Origin of the sequence: Microbacterium imperiale, from assembly GCF_017876655.1 — a bacterium.
In the GTDB taxonomy this organism is placed as follows: domain Bacteria; phylum Actinomycetota; class Actinomycetes; order Actinomycetales; family Microbacteriaceae; genus Microbacterium; species Microbacterium imperiale.
The window spans coordinates 1549431-1565369 of sequence record NZ_JAGIOK010000001.1 but is presented as its reverse complement, the minus strand read 5'-3'; the positions used below and the strand labels follow the sequence as shown (position 1 = coordinate 1565369).

The following is a 15939-nucleotide window of genomic DNA, read 5'->3' as shown; positions in this document are numbered from 1 at the left end:
AAGTCTGGTCGACATTCCGCCGGTGACCCCCGGAGGAGGACGGAAGGCTTCATCCATGTACGACGCACTGCCCCGCCGAGCTCGCCTGCGCCGCTGGCTCTCACGCGAGACCACGAGCGGGGCGCTGCTGCTGACGGCGGCCGCCCTCGCGCTCATCTGGGCGAACTCTCCGTTCGCGGACGCCTACACGGCGCTGTCGGAGTTCACGATCGGACCCGAGGCGCTGCACCTCGACCTGTCGCTCTCGCACTGGGCCGCCGACGGACTGCTGGCCCTGTTCTTCTTCGTCGTCGGCGTCGAGCTGAAGCACGAGTTCGTGGCCGGGAGCCTGCGGCGCCCGCGTGAGGCCGCCGTCCCCGTACTCGCTGCCGTCGGCGGCATGCTCGTGCCCGCCGTCATCTTCGTCGCCGTCGTGCTCGCTTTCGGCGACACCGAGGCGCTGCGCGGCTGGGCCATCCCCACGGCGACCGACATCGCCTTCGCCCTGGCGGTGCTCGCCATCTTCGGTCGCGGGCTGCCACCGGGGCTGCGCACCTTCCTCCTCACGCTCGCCGTCGTGGACGATCTGCTGGCCATCGTCGTCATCGCCGTCTTCTACACCGCCACGATCCACCTGATCCCGCTGCTGATCGCGCTCGCGGGTGTCGCGGTGTACGCGGTGATCGTGCGGCAGCGCTGGGCGCGGTGGTGGCTGCTGCTGCCTCTCGGCCTGCTCGTGTGGGGCTTCCTCCACGCGTCGGGCGTGCACGCGACGATCGCGGGAGTGCTGCTCGGCTTCGCCGTCCCGGCGCGTCCGCTGCCCGGTGAGAGCATCGCGCGCACCGACACCTACGACGACCTCGTCCGCCCCTTCTCGGCCGGCATCGCACTGCCCGTCTTCGCCTTCTTCGCGGCGGGCGTCACGGTGGTCGGTGCGGGCGACCCGCTCGCCGTCGTCGCCCAGCCGGTCGTGGCGGCGATCGTCGGCGGACTGGTCGTGGGCAAGGCGATCGGCGTGCTCGGTACGACCGCACTCGTGACCCGGGTCACGCGCCTGCAGCTGCCGGAGGGCGTCTCGATGCGCGACCTGCTGCCCGTCGGCTTGCTGTGCGGCATCGGGTTCACCGTGTCGCTGCTGATCACCGGGCTGTCGTTCGAGGACGGCGTGCACACCGATGGGGCGCGCTTCGCGGTGCTGCTGGGCAGCCTGCTGTCGGCGCTGGGCGCAGCCTTGCTGCTCAGTCGCAATGCCCGGCGCGCGCGCCGCGACGCGGCGGCGTCGGACGCCTCGGACGGCATCGACGGCGATGGGCCCGCGCTCGGCTTCGGCGGCCGCCCCTGACGCGCTGCGCACCTCCAGGCACGAATCGGCGCGGGAGTCAATGATCCGCGTGCCGCGTGCGAGCGGTAGCGGGCTCGTTCTAGGATGCCGGGGTGCCCGACGCTCCGACGACTACGCATTACTGGTATCCCTCGGGCCCCGAGGACAGTGCCACGCCACGCGAACGAGGCGTCGCCGTCCTGCAGGCGTTCCGGCTGTACCGCGCGGCTGAGGCGGCGATGCGCCGGCGCACCCGCGACTCGATGTCGATGGGCGAGAACGAGCTGCTCGTGCTTCGCTACCTCATCAAGGCGCAGGGTGAGGGCCGGTTCGTCGGCCCGACCGAGCTCTCGCGTTACCTGGGCATCTCCACGGCATCCACGACGGCTCTGATCGACCGCCTGCAGAAGTCCGGACATGTCGTACGTCAGGCGCATCCCAGCGACCGCCGCAGCGTGCACGTCGTGGCCACCGACAAGTCCGACCAGGAGGTCCGCGAGACCCTCGGACGGATGCACGAGCGCATGATCGCGGCCGTGGACGGCATGAGCGCCGAGGAGGCCCGCATCGTCATCGACTGCCTGGGCCGACTGCAGCAGGCGGTCGACGAGGTCGACGCGCACGCGCACGATCCGCGCGCCGAGCAGGCGCGAACCGACCGTTCCTGACAGGTACTTCGGCAACGGAGAAAGCCCGCGGATTGACATTCGTCAGGCGACTCGCCGCGTGACACGATGGGAACATGTGTTCTCTTCCGGTGACCCCGAACGAGGACCGCTTCACCATCGAAGGGCAGGTGGTGACGCCGTTCTCGGGCGTCGTGGCGCGGTTGTCGGCCGCGCATCCGACCTTGTCGGTCGTCGATGTCGAGCGCGTCGTCCTCCGCGAGTGGGAGGCCTACAGCGCCAGCCGGCCCCTCGTGGTCCCCGTGGGGGTCGAGGAGGGCGCGGCCGAGATGCTCGGTGCCGAGACGCCCGCCCGTTCGGACGTCTGACCGCCGCGCGACGCGCGGGTTCGTTTTCTGGACCGCCGCCAGCGCGTTAGGCTCACTGCGTGGGCCGATTCATCTATGACACGCTGGGCAACTCCGTCGAGATCGACGACCGTACCCTGGCGCACCTGCGCATCGTGATCATGAACAAGCTGCGCCGTTCGGAGCCGTTCATGTTCGACATCGACCTGCCGCGCGGCGGTGAGCGCCGCAGCTACTGGATCCACCCCTCCGTGCCGCTGCAGTTCCACTTCTCGGGCAGCCGGCAGCCGCGCATCAACCGCTACTGGGTCGAAGAGCTCATGCAGGTCGCGAGCGGGCCGTCGGGTCTCTCGCTCGTGCCCGAGCCCACCGACGACGGCGCGCCCGAGGTCGGCTGACCGCTCAGGACGCGGTGCCGCTCTCGGGGGCGTCGGAGCGGTCGACCGTGCCTCCTGCCTCGTCTTCCGGGTGCTCGGCGACGACGAGGATGCCGCCCGACGAGTTCGCCGAGCTGGCGAGCTCCTCGACCCACTCGCGGCTCAGCGTCGTGGGCTCAGGATCGTCGAAGACGAAGCGCAGCGGGATCGAGGGATGCAACCAGATGGTGCTGCGTCCGGTGGGCTCGCCCTCGGGGTGACGCCACGAGAGCGTGAAGCTCTCACCACGCCGCAGCTTGGTCGAGATGACGACCTTCAGGTGCGCCAGCGTGCGGTCTTCGATCTGGATCGGCGAGGCGCCGTCGCCGTAGTAGATGCTGCCCACGCGCACCACATTATCCAAGGCGGGGCGAAACGCCCTCAGCTTGTCAAGGCCTCGACGCTTCGCGGATCGCGGATGAGAGTAGATGAGCGATGAGCATCGATCCTCGACCTGACGACGAGACCGAACCGCACGACGGCGGATCGGTCGAGGAGCAGCTGTTCGCCGACCTGCCGGCGTTCGACGTGGTCGACGGTGAGCTCATGCCTCGCGCGCGCAAGCCGCGTCGGTGAGAATGGCGGGATGGGTGCTGACGGGGCGAGCGGGCTGGATGTCGCGGCGTTCGACGCCGCCGCCGCCGAGCTTCTGATCCTGCCGCCCGCGGAGTTCACGCGTGCGCGCAACGACCGCGCCGCCGCCGCGACCGGGGCGCTGGCCCGCAGCATCCGGGGCCTGCGGAAGCCCACGGTCGCTGCGTGGGCCGTCAACCTGCTGAGCCACGACGCCGCGTTCCGTGACGCGCTGGAACTGTCCGGTGCGCTCCGTGAGGCGCAGGATGACCTGGATGCCGCCGAGCTCGCGCGTCTCGGCAAGCAGCGGCGCGCGCTCGTCGCCGCGCTCGCGCGCCGCGCGGCGGACCTGGCGCGGCAGGCCGACGTCGCTCTGGCCGCCGGGGCGAGGGACGAGGTCGAGCGCACGGTCAATGCCGCGATCGTCGACCCCGTCGCGGGAGCCGTGGTCGCCGCCGGGCGGCTGATCCGCCCCCTCGATCCGGGGGCGGTCGGCCCGGAGGACCTCGCCGAGCGCGTGGCGGGTTCGGTGCCCGGGGCCGTCGAACCATCGGCGCCTGCTCGGGACGACCTGGCCGAGCGACGCGCGCGCCGCGAGGCCGAGAAGCGCCGCCGCGAGGCCGAGCGCGCGGCATCCGAGGCGCGCCGTGAGCTGGCCCGCGTGGCCGACAAGACGGCGACCGCGCGCGAGCGGGCCGACCGGCTGCACGAGCGTGTCGACGATCTGCGCCGGGATCTGGCCCGCGTGGTCGACGAGGCGGAGGCCGCGGATGCCGCTGTGGCGGCGCTCGAGCGGCGAGAGCGCGAGGCCCGCGATGCCCTCTCGGCCGCGGAGCGCAAGGTGAGCGACGCCGCGCCGCGCGGTGAATAGCATCGCTGCATGCCTTCTTCTGCGCGAGCCCTCATCGACGATGCGCGCCGACGCCTCTCGGGTGTGCGACGAGACCGTCTGGGCGTGCGTCACGAGGCGCGCCGCCTGCTCGGGTTCGGGCGAGCCAGCCGCATCCTTCCGGTGGGCGACGCCTGGCATGTCGGGGTGCTGCTGATCGCCGACGAAGAGGTCTTCGCGACCGGCGAGGTGCTGCGGGCGCGGGCCGAGGCGATCCGGGGGTACACCGCCGAGTCGCAGCGGGCCCGTTCGGAGCGGGCCGCGGCGGCGTTCCGGGGCGGCTTCGCCGAGGGAGAGCCGGTGCACATCGACTGGACCCCGATCGACGTCGACGCCGTCGACGCCGGAGGGGCCTCGGGGCCGCTCTCCGGCGTCGACGGCGTCGTCACGGTCGCGTTCGCCGCGGGTGCTCGGATGCCGCTGGCGGACTATCTCGACGATCGCATCGCGCTGCTGCGCTGACCGGTCAGGAGTCCGAACGACCGCGCGACTGACGCAGTCGGCGAGCCTCGTCGCGTTCCTCGGCCTCCTGCTTCTCGGTCTTCTCGATCCGCTTCGTGTCGCGCGGGGGCAGCTGGATGGTGTCTTCGGCGGGCATGCCGGCCTGCAGCTCGCGACCGCGCTCGAGCTCGGCGTCGAACTCCGCGCCGAACAGCAGGGCGAGGTTGGTGATCCACAGCCACAGCAGGAACACGATGACGCCGGCGAACGAGCCGTACGTCCGCTCGTAGTTCGAGAAGTTGGCGACGTAGATCCCGAACCCGAGGGTGGCGATGGCGAGGACGGCGATCGCGATCAGCGCGCCGGAGCTGACCCAGCGGAACTTCGGCTGCTTCGCGTTCGGGCCGAAGTAGTAGAGGACGGCGACCAGCAGCACGACGATGAACGCCAGCACCGGCCACTTCGCGATCTGCCAGATGAGCACCGCGGTGTCACCCAGCCCGATGGCGTCACCGATGGCCTGCGCGACGGGTCCCGAGACCACGAGCAGCACGAGGGCGATGACCACGAGGACGACGGCGAGGACGGTAACGCCGAGCTGCTGCGGCTTGAGCTTGTAGAAGGGCCGACCTTCGTCGATCTCCCAGATCCGGTTGAGGGCCCGGCTGAAGGCGCCGACGTAACCCGACGCCGACCACAGCGCGAGCACGATGCCCGAGACCAGGGCGAATCCGGCGGCGGGGGAGTTGGCGAGCTCTTCGATGGGCCCGCGGAGGGTGTCGGCGGTGCCGCCGGGGGCGACCTGGCCGACGATGTCGAGCACGGCGTCGGCGGCCTGCTGCCCCTGGCCGAGCACGCCGAGCAGCGAGAAGACGGCGAGCAGTCCCGGGAAGGCGGAGAGGACGGCGTAGTAGGTGAGGCCGGCCGCGAGATCGGGGCTCTGATCGCGGCTGAACTCGCGGAACGTGCGCTTGAGGACGTGCTTCCACGAGGGCTTCTCGACGTCCGTCAGGGAGTCGGGCTTTGCCGGGTGCTCGGGGTCGCGCGCATCGGTGTGAGGGGACATGTCTCTCTCCTGGGAATGTGGGGCGGCCGGATGCTGCATCACCGGCCTCTCGCAACCGTGCACCGAGGCCGCGGCGGTTCGCCGCAGGCTCGGTGCACGGTTGGTGCCTCGCGATGCGAGGCGGAGGATGTCAGCTGCCGCTGACGTTGTCGCGAGCCTCCTGGGTGCGGTCCTTGACGTTGTCGACACCGTCCTGGGCGTCGCCCTTGACGTTCGAGACCGCCTCGGTGGCCGTCTCCTTGACTGCTGCCGCGGCATCCTGCACCGGCTCCTTCAGGTCGGAACCGACCTGCTGGGCGACGCTCTTCGCCTCGTCGACGAGCGGCTGCGCCTGCTCCTTGACGTCGGCGGCGATGCCCTTCTCCTTGTCGGAGGCGGGGATCAGCGAGGCGACGAGAAGACCGCCGGCGAAGGCCATGAGGCCGACGGCGAGGGGGTTGCCCTCGGCCTTCGAGCCCACACGGTGGGCGGCGCTCGAGACGCCGTCGGCGACGGAGGACCCGGCGCCGTGCAACGACGAGCCTGCGTCGTCCGCGGCACCCATGACGCGGTCGCGAACGGAACCGAACGCTCCCTTGATCTTGTCGGTCTGGCGGTGCGCGATCTTCGAGGGGGTCACCTTGTCGACGAGGGCATCGGTGTCCTGGCTGAGTTCGCGGCGCTTGCGCTCGATGTCGGCGCGGATCGCTTCCGGTGAATCGGTCATCGGTTCTCCTCATTTCTCTTCAGTGCGTCGGGGATCTTTCCGAGGGTCTCCGCGGTCTGCGGCGCACCCTGGACCTGCTTGAGCTGCTTGCGGCCGACGGAGTACAGCACGGCCGCGATGACGCCCCAGATGATGGCGACGATGACGGCCGACCAGCCGAGTCCGACGAGGTGGCCCAGAGCCCACCACAGGGCGATCGACAGGAAGAAGATCGCCATGAGCGCGGCGTACCCGGCGCCGCCGAGCATGCCCGCGCCCTTGCCGGCGCGGGTGCCGGACTCCTTGAGCTCGGCCTTGGCCAGGTTGATCTCCTGGCGCATGAGCTCCGAGAGGTCGCGCGTCACTTCACCCAGCAGGTCGCCGAGCGAGGTGTTCGCGGCCTGCCGCTCGGAGGGGGTGGCATTATCGGTCATCGCGCGTCTCCCCGAGACCCTCCGTGTACGGCTCGGCGGTCGCGCCGCGCGAGCTCTCGTACAGCGGCGTGGGCTCCGCCGAGACGTCCGGCGTCGTGACGGCCGGCGTGACGGGCGAGCCGGCCGGCGACCCGACGGGCGGAGCGACGGGCGTGACCGGAGTTCCGACCGGCGACCCGATCGGCGTGTCGACCGGAGCCGGGGTCGGAGCGGACGGAGCGGCAGGGATGCGACCCGCGCCCGACGTGCCCTCGGTGACGCCCGAGCCGGTTGCCTGGTGCTCTTCCTTCGCGCTCTCGGTGAGGGCGCGCGTCAGCCGACCGGCGACGACACCCGCGATGAGAGCGCCGGCGATGAAGACGCCGGGCTTGCGGCGAGCGAAGGTCTTGACCTCGTTCACCAGCGAACCGGGGTCGCGCTGCGACAGCCAGTCCGAGGCTCCGCTGACGCGGGTCGACGCCTGACGGACCAGGTCCGTGGCGATACCCGGGTTCTCGGAACCCTGTGCGAGCGAGTTGAGCTCGTCTCCGATCGAGCGGAGCCCGTCGGCGACGCGCTGCTGCTGCGAGGCGGCCTGCTCGGTCAGCTGCTGCTTCGTCTGCGAGTAGACCTGCTTGGCCTGCGACTTCGCCTCGGATGCGACACCCGCGGCCTCGTGCTTCGCGGTCTCGACGACGTGCCCGGCTTCTGCGCGAGCCGTGCCGGCGACCTGCCCGGCTTCCTGCTTCGCCGTCTCGGCCGTTCCGGACGCTGATCCTGCCTGCGAGCCGGACGTCGGCTCACCATAGTTCTGCGACATCGGTTCTCCTCTCGGTACCGCTTTGCGTTCGTGGGTTCCCGATGTAACTCCTGCCCCGGTGCGTCCTGCCCGGGGCTTGACGACGGAGAACCGCTGTGGGATGGCGTCGCGTATCGGATCGCCGACGACGCGTATCGGATGATCGGAGGACGTGCGCTGGATGACCGGATGGCGCCGTCAACACGTTGACATCGCGCGTTCTCGCGTCCATGGCGCCGCGGACGGGCGCCGCGCGCGTCAGAACGGCGGGATGTCGTGCCCGGTCTGGATGCTGCGGCGCGCCGACGATGCCGTGAGGAGCGATGACCCCGCTGGCCGTGACTCCGCCCCCGCGGGCGGTGACTCCGGCTTAACGGGCGGTGACTCCGACTTCGCGGGCGGTGACTCCGTCGCCGGAGTGAACGCCACCAGCGGTCGCGGCGCGTCTTCGCGGTAGACCCTTCCGGTGGGCGAGGTCCACACGAGCTTCCCGCCGGGGAGCTGTTCGACGCGCCATCGGGTGTGGTGCTTCACGTCGTGGTGGCGTTTGCAGAGGTGGGCGAGGTTGCCGACGTGGGTGGGTCCGCCGTCGGATGCCGCGTGGGTGTGGTCGATCTCGCATCGGATGGCGGGTTGCCGGCATCCAGGGAATCGACAGTGCCGGTCGCGCGCTCGCAGCAGACGACGCATCGCCGCGGTGGGCTGGTAGGCGTCGCATTCGAGCACGGTGCCGGTTACCGGGTGGGTGAGGAGCCGGTCCCAGGCGGTGTTGTCACCGGCGAGTTCTCGGGCCGTGGCGGCGTCGATGGGGGAGCGGCCCACAAGCTCGGCGGGCCCGTCGTCCTCGCCGGTCAGGGTGAGCGCTGGGACGACGACCTGGACTTTCGCGCGGATCGCGCCGAGCGCACCGTTTCCGTCGGCGTCGGCGGTCGGGTCCAGTGACGGCGTCCCGGCGAGGAGGAGGTCGGCGAACACGTCCGCGCGGACCTGGTCCATCGTGCGCGTATCGCCCGCGAATGACGAACCCGTGGAATCCGCGCGCTCGACCGCCGCGGCATCCGTATCGCCTGCCGCCGCCCCGCCCTCGCTTCCGCCCGCCTCCGTGTGCCGGCGGGCGTCGATGATCTCCCGCGCCTGCCGCGTCAACCGGTCCACGACTCCCTCGGCGATCACCGTGGGGAGGGTTGCGATCAAATCCGACATCCCGTCCGGCCCCGCTTGTACCCGCACGCATCGCCCTGCAACGGCTTCTTCGTGCCGCTCGGTGAACGAGCGCGGGTGCAACCTCTCCGCGAGGTGCACGAGCGCGTCCCGCACCCGGTTCGGTGTTTCACCCTCGCACCGTTCGATCGCCGCCCGCTCGAACTCCGCCCGCACCTCCGTGGGCACAACGCACCCGGTGTCTTGGATGGCCCGCACGTGCCCTCGGGTGATGCGTCCGGCTTCCCAGGCATCCATCGTCGCCGGGTAGTTCTCCACCAGATCGCGCGCTTCGTCGATGCGTCGTTGCAGCGTCCGGTCGGTGGTCGCGAACACCCCGGCGAGCTCGGCGGCAATGCTCCGCAGCGCCATCTCTCGCGCCTTGACCCGCTCGGATGCACCCGCTGACTGCTGCTCCGCCAGACGCCCCGCCGCCGCGAGCACGCGCACCTCATGAATTTGCGCCGCGCGCGCGGCATCCGTCACCCGCTCGGCGTCGGCGACGAGTTCCGCGAGGGCGGCGACATCCGCATCACTCCCGATCCCGACCTTCGAATGCATGTTCGAATGATGTCACGAACCTCCGACATCGCCCTCGGGCTCCGGGTGCACCGAGGAGTCTCCCTCCGCCCCGCTGTTCTTCGGCACCGACCGCGGCGAGCGCTGACCCTCGTCGTGCGAGCCTCGTTGAGAACGGACTCCTGCGGAGCGCTTGTCAAGGCCACCGGTTCCTCTGATTCCGCCTGAGTAGTGTGAGCCCCACGAACAGGGGAGATCACATGCAGGCATGGCCGGGTTCCGCTTATCCGCTCGGAGCGACCTATGACGGGAACGGGACGAACTTCGCCCTGTTCAGCGAGGGCGCTGAGAAGGTCGAGCTGTGCCTCTTCGATGAGGACGGCACCGAGACGTGCGTCGAGTTGCGCGACGTCGACGCCTTCGTCTGGCACGCGTACCTGCCGAACGTGCAGCCGGGGCAGCGGTACGGCTACCGCGTGCATGGTCCCCACGACCCGGCATCCGGTAAGCGATTCAACCCGAGCAAGCTGCTGCTCGACCCCTACGCGAAGGCGGTCGAAGGCCAGGTCGACTGGGGCCAGCCGGTCTTCAGCTACAACTTCGGTGACCCCGACTCGTTCAACGACGAGGACTCGGCCGCCCACATGATGAAGGGTGTCGTCGTCAACCCCTTCTTCGACTGGGCCGGCGATCGCCAGCCGAAGGTTCCGTACGCCGAGAGCGTCATCTACGAGGCGCACGTCAAGGGCCTCACGCAGCTTCATCCCGAGATCCCCGAGGACATCCGCGGGACGTACGCGGGCATCGCGCACCCCGCCGTGATCGAGCACCTCAAGAAGATCGGCATCACCGCGCTCGAGCTGATGCCCGTGCACCAGTTCGTCAACGACTCGACCCTGCAGGAGAAGGGGCTGTCGAACTACTGGGGCTACAACACCATCGCATTCTTCGCGCCCCAGAACACCTACTCGGCGACGGGCGACCACGGCCAGCAGGTGCAGGAGTTCAAGGCGATGGTCAAGGCGCTGCACGCGGCGGGCATCGAGGTCATCCTCGACGTGGTCTACAACCACACCGCCGAGGGCAACCACATGGGCCCGACCCTGTCGATGCGCGGCATCGACAACGAGGCCTACTACCGCCTCGAGGACGACGACAAGCGGTACTACACCGACTACACCGGCACGGGCAACAGCCTCAACGTCGGCAACCCGCACGCGCTGCAGCTGATCATGGACTCGCTGCGCTACTGGGTGACCGAGATGCACGTCGACGGCTTCCGCTTCGACCTCGCCGCTACCCTCGCCCGCGAGTTCTACGACGTCGACCGGCTGTCGGCGTTCTTCGAGCTCGTGCAGCAGGACCCGATCGTCTCGCAGGTCAAGCTCATCGCCGAGCCGTGGGACATCGGCCCCGGCGGCTACCAGGTCGGCAATTTCCCGCCCCAGTGGACGGAGTGGAACGGCAAGTACCGCGACACGGTCCGCGACTTCTGGCGCGGCGAGGCGTCGACGCTCGGCGAGTTCGCCTCGCGCCTGACCGGCTCAGCCGACCTCTACGAGCACGACGGCCGGTGGCCGGTGGCATCCATCAACTTCGTCACGGCGCACGACGGGTTCACGCTGCGCGACCTCGTGTCGTACAACGAGAAGCACAACGACGCCAACGGCGAGGACGGCAACGACGGCGAGTCGCACAACCGCTCGTACAACATGGGCGTCGAAGGTCCCACCGACGACCCGGAGGTGCTGACGATGCGCGCCCGGCAGCAGCGGAACTTCCTCGCGACGCTGCTGCTGAGCCAGGGCGTGCCGATGATCTGCCACGGCGACGAGCTCGGTCGCACGCAGCAGGGCAACAACAACGGCTACGCGCAGGACAACGAGCTGACCTGGATCCACTGGGACCAGGTCGACCAGCCGCTGATCGAATTCACGGCGGCGCTCGCTCGCCTGCGGCGCCTGCACCCGACGTTCCGTCGCAGCCGCTTCTTCGATGGGCGCCCGGTGCGTCGCGAAGAAGGGTCGCCGCTGCCCGACATCGTGTGGCTGCGCCCCGACGGCACGGCCATGCAGCCCGAGGACTGGGACTCCGGCTTCGGCCGCGCCGTGGGCGTGTTCCTCAATGGCGACGGCATCCGTGAGCGCGACCGTCGCGGCGAGGACATCGCGGACGACCACTTCTTCATCCTGTTCAACGCGGGTGACGAGCAGGTCGACTTCGCGGTGCCCTCGGACGAGTACAGCGACCGGTGGGAGGTGCTCATCGACACGAGCGGCGAGCTCGTCGGCTCCGAGCCGCTCGAGGGCGGCAACGCCATCGGGGTGCGTGCGAAGTCGCTCGTCGTGCTCGGCGAGTACGTGGAGCCCGAGGCCGAGGCCGACCACTCCGTCGCGGCGTCGCTGGCAGCGGCGTACACGGCGCCCGTCGACATCGTTCCGGCGCAGGCCCCCGCCCCGGAGGTCACCGGACGATGACGGCCCCCGTCTCGACCTACCGTCTGCAGATCCGGCCCGCGTTCGACCTGGACGCGGCCGCCGGCATCGTCGACTACCTGCGCGACCTCGGCGTCGACTGGGCCTACCTCTCGCCGCTGCTCGCGGCGGCCGAGGGGTCGGACCACGGCTATGACGTCGTCGATCCCACGCAGGTCGACCCGCGGCGCGGCGGACCGGAGGCGCTCACCCGCTTCTCGGCCGCCGCGCGCGGCGCCGGTCTCGGCGTGCTGGTCGACATCGTCCCCAACCACCAGGGCGTCGCGGTCGCGGCGGAGAACCCGTGGTGGTGGGACGTGCTGCGACACGGTCGGGATTCCGTCCACGCCGCCGCCTTCGACATCGACTGGGAGCACGGCGACGGCAAGCTCGGTCTGCCGATCCTCGGGAAGACCCTGCGCGAGGCCGTCGCGGCCGGCGAGATCGAGGTCGCTCCGGTCACGGCCGACGAGGCGCACGGCGCCCAGGGCGTCGCCCGCTACTTCGACCACGTGCTGCCGCTCGCCGACGGCACCGCCCCGGCTGCCGCGACGACCGACCCGGCGACCGTCGACGCCGTGCTCGCGGCCCAGCACTGGCGCGCCGCCTTCTGGCGCGACGACGCCACCGAGCTGAACTACCGCCGATTCTTCGCGGTCAACACGCTCGCCGGTGTCCGCGTCGAGCTTCCCGAGGTGTTCGACGCGAGCCACGCGGAGATCCTGCGCTGGCTGCGCGAGGGACTCGTCGACGGCCTGCGGATCGACCACCCCGACGGCCTCGCCGATCCGGGCGGGTACCTCGACCGGCTCGCCGAGGCGACCGGTGGCGCGTACGTCCTGGTCGAGAAGATCCTCGAGCACGCCGCGACCGACCACGCCGAGCAGCTGCCGGCCTGGTGGGCGACCGCCGGCACGACCGGCTACGACGCGATGGCCGAGATCGACCGCGTCCTGATCGACCCTGCGGGCGAGGGCGCGCTCGACGCGCTGGACGCCGAGCTCCGGGCCGACACGGCGCCCGAGACGTACGACGACATCGTCCGCGACGCCAAGCGGACGGTCGCCGGCACCATCCAGGCCGCCGAGGTCGGGCGTCTCGTCCGCTGCCTGCCGGCCGACGTGCGCGACCGGCTCGGCGACGACATCGCCCGCGAGGCGTTCGCCGAGCTGCTCACGAGCTTCTCGGTCTATCGCGTCTACCCGCCGGCGGGCAGTGAACTCGTGGCCGAGGCGGTCGCCGCGGCATCCGAGTCCCGCCCCGATCTGGCCGAAGCCATCGCGATGCTCGCTCCGCTGGTGACGGCGGGCGACACCGAGCTCAGCCGCCGCTTCGGACAGACGACCGGTCCGGTCATGGCCAAGGGCGTCGAAGACACGGCGTTCTACCGCTACCCGCGCCTGGGCACGCTGACCGAGGTCGGCGGAGATCCGGGTGTCTTCGCCCTCGACGCTGCGGGATACCACCGCGCGCAGGTGCAGCGGCAGGCCACGTGGCCGCACGCCATGACGGCGCTGAGCACCCACGACACCAAGCGCAGCGAAGACGTCCGCGCCCGCCTGTCGGTGCTCGCCGAGATGCCGCAGCGGTGGAGCTCGACGCTCGAGCGCCTGCGCGCCGTGGCGTCGACCGGTGACGGGCGTCTGGACGACCTGCTCTGGCAGGCCATCGTCGGCGCCTGGCCGGCGTCGTCCGAGCGCCTGCACGACTATGCCGAGAAGGCGGCTCGCGAAGGCGGCGTCGTGACGTCGTGGGCCGACCCCGACGAGGACGCCGAAGCGCGCGTCCACGCGCTGGTGGATGCCGCCTCGGGCGAGGCGCGCGCGATCGTCGAAGAGATCGTCGGCGAGATCACCGCGCCCGGCCGATCGAACTCGCTCGCGGCGAAGCTGCTGCAGCTCGCCGCACCCGGCGTGCCCGATGTCTACCAGGGCAGCGAGCTGTGGGACCTGTCGCTCGTCGACCCCGACAACCGGCGCGACGTCGACTTCGCCGGGCGGCGTGCGCTGCTGACCAAGCTCGACCAGGGCTGGCTGCCCGAGGTCGACGACTCCGGCGCCGCCAAGATGCTCGTCGTCTCGCGCGCGCTGCGCCTGCGCCGCGACCGCCCCGAGCTGTTCGAGCGGTACGCGCCGCTGCCGGTGGTCGGGCCGGCCGCGGACCACGCTGTCGCGTTCGACCGCGGCGGTGCGATCGCCGTCGCCACCCGACTGCCCGTGGGCCTCGCCGCCCGCGGCGGGTGGGACGACACGGTGGTCCTGCTTCCGGCCGGCCGCCACGCCGACGCGCTGACCGGCCGCACCTGGGACGGCGGCTCCGTTCGCCTGGCCGATCTGCTCGACACCTACCCCGTGGCCCTGCTGGCCGCGACCGAGTCGACCGGCGCCGCGTCCCCCGACGCCCCGGCGCCCGCGAAGGAGAACGCATGATCGAGGTATGGGCGCCGCGTCCCGAGCGGGTGCGGCTGCGACGACCGGATGCCGACGACGTCGAGCTCACGCGTGACGCCGCCGGGTGGTGGTCGGCCGACGTGCAGCTGCAGCCGGGTGACCGCTACGGCTTCGTCCTCGGCGACGGCGACGACGCGCGGCCCGACCCGCGCTCGCGCCGTCAGCCCGACGGAGTGCACGGCCTCTCGGCCTGGGACGACCCGTCGGACTTCGCCTGGACCGACGACGCGTGGACCGGACGGCAGCTCCCGGGTGGCCTCATCTACGAGCTCCACATCGGCACGTTCACGAGCGCCGGCACGCTCGACGCCGCGGCCGAGCGACTGGACCACCTCGTCGGACTGGGCGTCACCCACATCGAGCTGCTGCCGGTGAACGCCTTCAACGGCACCCACAACTGGGGCTACGACGGTGTGCTGTGGTACGCCGTGCAGGAGTCCTACGGTGGCCCCGACGCCTACCGGCGGTTCGTGGATGCCGCGCATGCCGCCGGCCTCGCCGTCATCCAGGACGTCGTCTACAACCACCTCGGGCCCTCGGGCAACTACCTGCCCGAGTACGGCCCCTACCTGCGCGACGGCCGTCGCAACACGTGGGGCGACAGCGTCAACCTCGACGAGGACGCCGTCCGCGAGTACATCATCGGCAACGCCGAGATGTGGCTGCGCGACTTCCACGTCGACGGGCTGCGCCTCGACGCCGTGCACGCGCTGCACGACGAGGACAGCCCGATGCATGTGCTCGAGGAGCTGGGCGAGCGCGTCGACGCGCTCAGCACGCACCTGGGCCGGCCGCTGACCCTCATCGCCGAGAGCGACATGAACGACCCGGTCATGATCCTGCCGCGCGAGGCGGGCGGATACGGGATGACGGCGCAGTGGTCGGACGACTGGCACCACGCGGTGCACGTCGCGCTGACCGGCGAGACCGTCGGCTACTACGCCGACTTCGACGCGCTCGACGCGCTGCCGAAGGCCTGGAACGAGGGCTTCTTCCACGACGGCACGTTCTCGTCGTTCCGGGGCCGCGAGCACGGGCGGCCCATTCCGCCCGAGGTGCCCTCGTGGCGTCTGGTCACGTTCGCGCAGGACCACGACCAGATAGGCAACCGTGCGGCCGGTGACCGCCTGTCGGCGACGCTCAGCACCGACCGGCTCGCCGTCGGCGCTGTGCTGACCCTCACCGCGCCGGGCACGCCGATGCTCTTCATGGGCGAGGAGTGGGGAGCCACGACCCCGTGGCAGTTCTTCACCTCGCACCCGGAGCCCGAGCTGGCCGAGGCCACCGCTGCGGGTCGCAAGCAGGAGTTCGCCGAGATGGGCTGGGATGAGGACCTCGTGCCCGACCCCAACGACCCCGCGACCTTCCTGCGGTCGAAGCTCGACTGGACCGAGGCGGAGGAGAGCGACCACGCCCGCCTGCTCGCGCTGTACCGCGACCTCGCCCGCCTGCGGCGCGAGGCGCCCGACCTCACCGACCCCCGGTTCTCGGCGCGCGGCGCCGGCGCGACCGAGGGCGAGGGCGGCCGGCTCTACGACCTGCAGCGGGGGCGTGCGCGGGTGCTCGTGAACCTGTCGACGCAGCCGTGGCGGGTCGACCCGCGCGATGACGTCGTCTGGCTCGAGACGCTGCCGAGCGAACGGGTCGACGGGCTGCTCGTGGTGCCGCCGGATGCCGCGGTGATCGTGGGTCCCGATCTGTCAAGCGGGTGATCGACGCGGGCGACCGTCCTAGCGTGAAG

16 protein-coding genes are annotated in these 15939 nt (G+C 71.1%); 10 read left to right on the top strand and 6 right to left on the bottom strand.

Going from position 1 to position 15939, the window contains the following annotated elements:
- The first annotated feature begins 55 nt into the window (after positions 1-55).
- The 4 genes from nhaA to JOF37_RS07600 all read left to right on the top strand — a co-directional run bounded on the left by nhaA (position 56) and on the right by JOF37_RS07600 (position 2671).
- A complete protein-coding gene (nhaA, locus tag JOF37_RS07615; RefSeq protein ID WP_210006291.1) occupies positions 56-1321 on the top strand; it encodes a Na+/H+ antiporter NhaA in 1266 nt (421 codons plus the stop codon).
- A gap of 92 nt (positions 1322-1413) precedes the next feature.
- Positions 1414-1968, top strand: a complete 555-nt coding sequence (locus JOF37_RS07610; RefSeq protein WP_271174993.1) for a MarR family winged helix-turn-helix transcriptional regulator — start codon at positions 1414-1416, stop codon at positions 1966-1968.
- Positions 1969-2042: 74 nt separating this feature from the next.
- On the top strand, positions 2043-2294 hold the full coding sequence (locus tag JOF37_RS07605; RefSeq protein WP_210006290.1) for a hypothetical protein: 252 nt from the start codon (positions 2043-2045) through the stop codon (positions 2292-2294).
- Between the two features lie 59 nt (positions 2295-2353).
- Entirely contained in the window at positions 2354-2671 is a 318-nt protein-coding gene (locus JOF37_RS07600; RefSeq protein ID WP_210006289.1) for a DUF7882 family protein, read from the top strand.
- A gap of 4 nt (positions 2672-2675) precedes the next feature.
- On the opposite strand, the gene JOF37_RS07595 is transcribed toward JOF37_RS07600, so the two are convergent.
- Positions 2676-3035 carry a DUF7882 family protein gene (locus tag JOF37_RS07595; RefSeq protein WP_210006288.1) on the bottom strand — a complete coding sequence of 120 codons (360 nt, stop codon included), beginning with the start codon at positions 3033-3035 and terminating at the stop codon, positions 2676-2678.
- 89 nt (positions 3036-3124) lie between these two features.
- Here JOF37_RS07595 and JOF37_RS07590 point away from each other — a divergent pair, with 89 nt between their 5' ends.
- The 3 genes from JOF37_RS07590 to JOF37_RS07580 are packed head-to-tail and all read left to right on the top strand — an operon-like array spanning position 3125 to position 4613.
- Positions 3125-3265: a hypothetical protein gene (locus JOF37_RS07590; protein WP_210006287.1), complete on the top strand. Its 141-nt coding sequence runs from the start codon at positions 3125-3127 to the stop codon at positions 3263-3265.
- A gap of 10 nt (positions 3266-3275) precedes the next feature.
- Positions 3276-4133, top strand: a complete 858-nt coding sequence (locus JOF37_RS07585) for a transposase (RefSeq protein ID WP_210006286.1) — start codon at positions 3276-3278, stop codon at positions 4131-4133.
- A gap of 9 nt (positions 4134-4142) precedes the next feature.
- Positions 4143-4613, top strand: coding sequence for a glutaminase (locus tag JOF37_RS07580; RefSeq protein WP_210006285.1), 471 nt, complete (start codon positions 4143-4145; stop codon positions 4611-4613).
- A 4-nt stretch (positions 4614-4617) separates the two neighbouring features.
- Here JOF37_RS07580 and JOF37_RS07575 read toward each other — a convergent pair whose 3' ends face one another.
- From JOF37_RS07575 to JOF37_RS07555, 5 genes are all read right to left on the bottom strand, one after another.
- Positions 4618-5658: a YihY/virulence factor BrkB family protein gene (locus JOF37_RS07575; RefSeq protein WP_210006284.1), complete on the bottom strand. Its 1041-nt coding sequence runs from the start codon at positions 5656-5658 to the stop codon at positions 4618-4620.
- 130 nt (positions 5659-5788) lie between these two features.
- Positions 5789-6364: a DUF3618 domain-containing protein gene (locus JOF37_RS07570; RefSeq protein ID WP_210006283.1), complete on the bottom strand. Its 576-nt coding sequence runs from the start codon at positions 6362-6364 to the stop codon at positions 5789-5791.
- Positions 6361-6777 (bottom strand): phage holin family protein, encoded by a 417-nt coding sequence (locus JOF37_RS07565; protein WP_210006282.1) that lies wholly within the window; start codon positions 6775-6777, stop codon positions 6361-6363. The genes JOF37_RS07570 and JOF37_RS07565 overlap by 4 nt, the downstream gene beginning before the upstream one ends.
- Entirely contained in the window at positions 6767-7576 is an 810-nt protein-coding gene (locus JOF37_RS07560; protein WP_210006281.1) for a F0F1 ATP synthase subunit B family protein, read from the bottom strand. Before JOF37_RS07560 ends, JOF37_RS07565 begins: the two co-directional genes overlap by 11 nt.
- 237 nt (positions 7577-7813) lie before the next feature.
- Positions 7814-9316, bottom strand: a complete 1503-nt coding sequence (locus tag JOF37_RS07555; RefSeq protein WP_210006280.1) for an HNH endonuclease signature motif containing protein — start codon at positions 9314-9316, stop codon at positions 7814-7816.
- A gap of 218 nt (positions 9317-9534) precedes the next feature.
- On the opposite strand from JOF37_RS07555, the gene glgX reads away from it, so the two are divergent.
- The 3 genes from glgX to treZ are packed head-to-tail and all read left to right on the top strand — an operon-like array spanning position 9535 to position 15910.
- Complete coding sequence (gene glgX / locus JOF37_RS07550; RefSeq protein ID WP_210006279.1) at positions 9535-11751, top strand: glycogen debranching protein GlgX; 2217 nt, start codon at positions 9535-9537, stop codon at positions 11749-11751.
- Complete coding sequence (gene treY, locus JOF37_RS07545; RefSeq protein WP_210006278.1) at positions 11748-14177, top strand: malto-oligosyltrehalose synthase; 2430 nt, start codon at positions 11748-11750, stop codon at positions 14175-14177. The genes glgX and treY overlap by 4 nt, the downstream gene beginning before the upstream one ends.
- The gene (gene treZ, locus JOF37_RS07540; RefSeq protein WP_210006277.1) at positions 14174-15910 is read left to right on the top strand and encodes a malto-oligosyltrehalose trehalohydrolase; all 1737 of its coding nucleotides are present in this window, start codon (positions 14174-14176) and stop codon (positions 15908-15910) included. The genes treY and treZ overlap by 4 nt, the downstream gene beginning before the upstream one ends.
- The last annotated feature ends 29 nt before the right edge of the window (positions 15911-15939 follow it).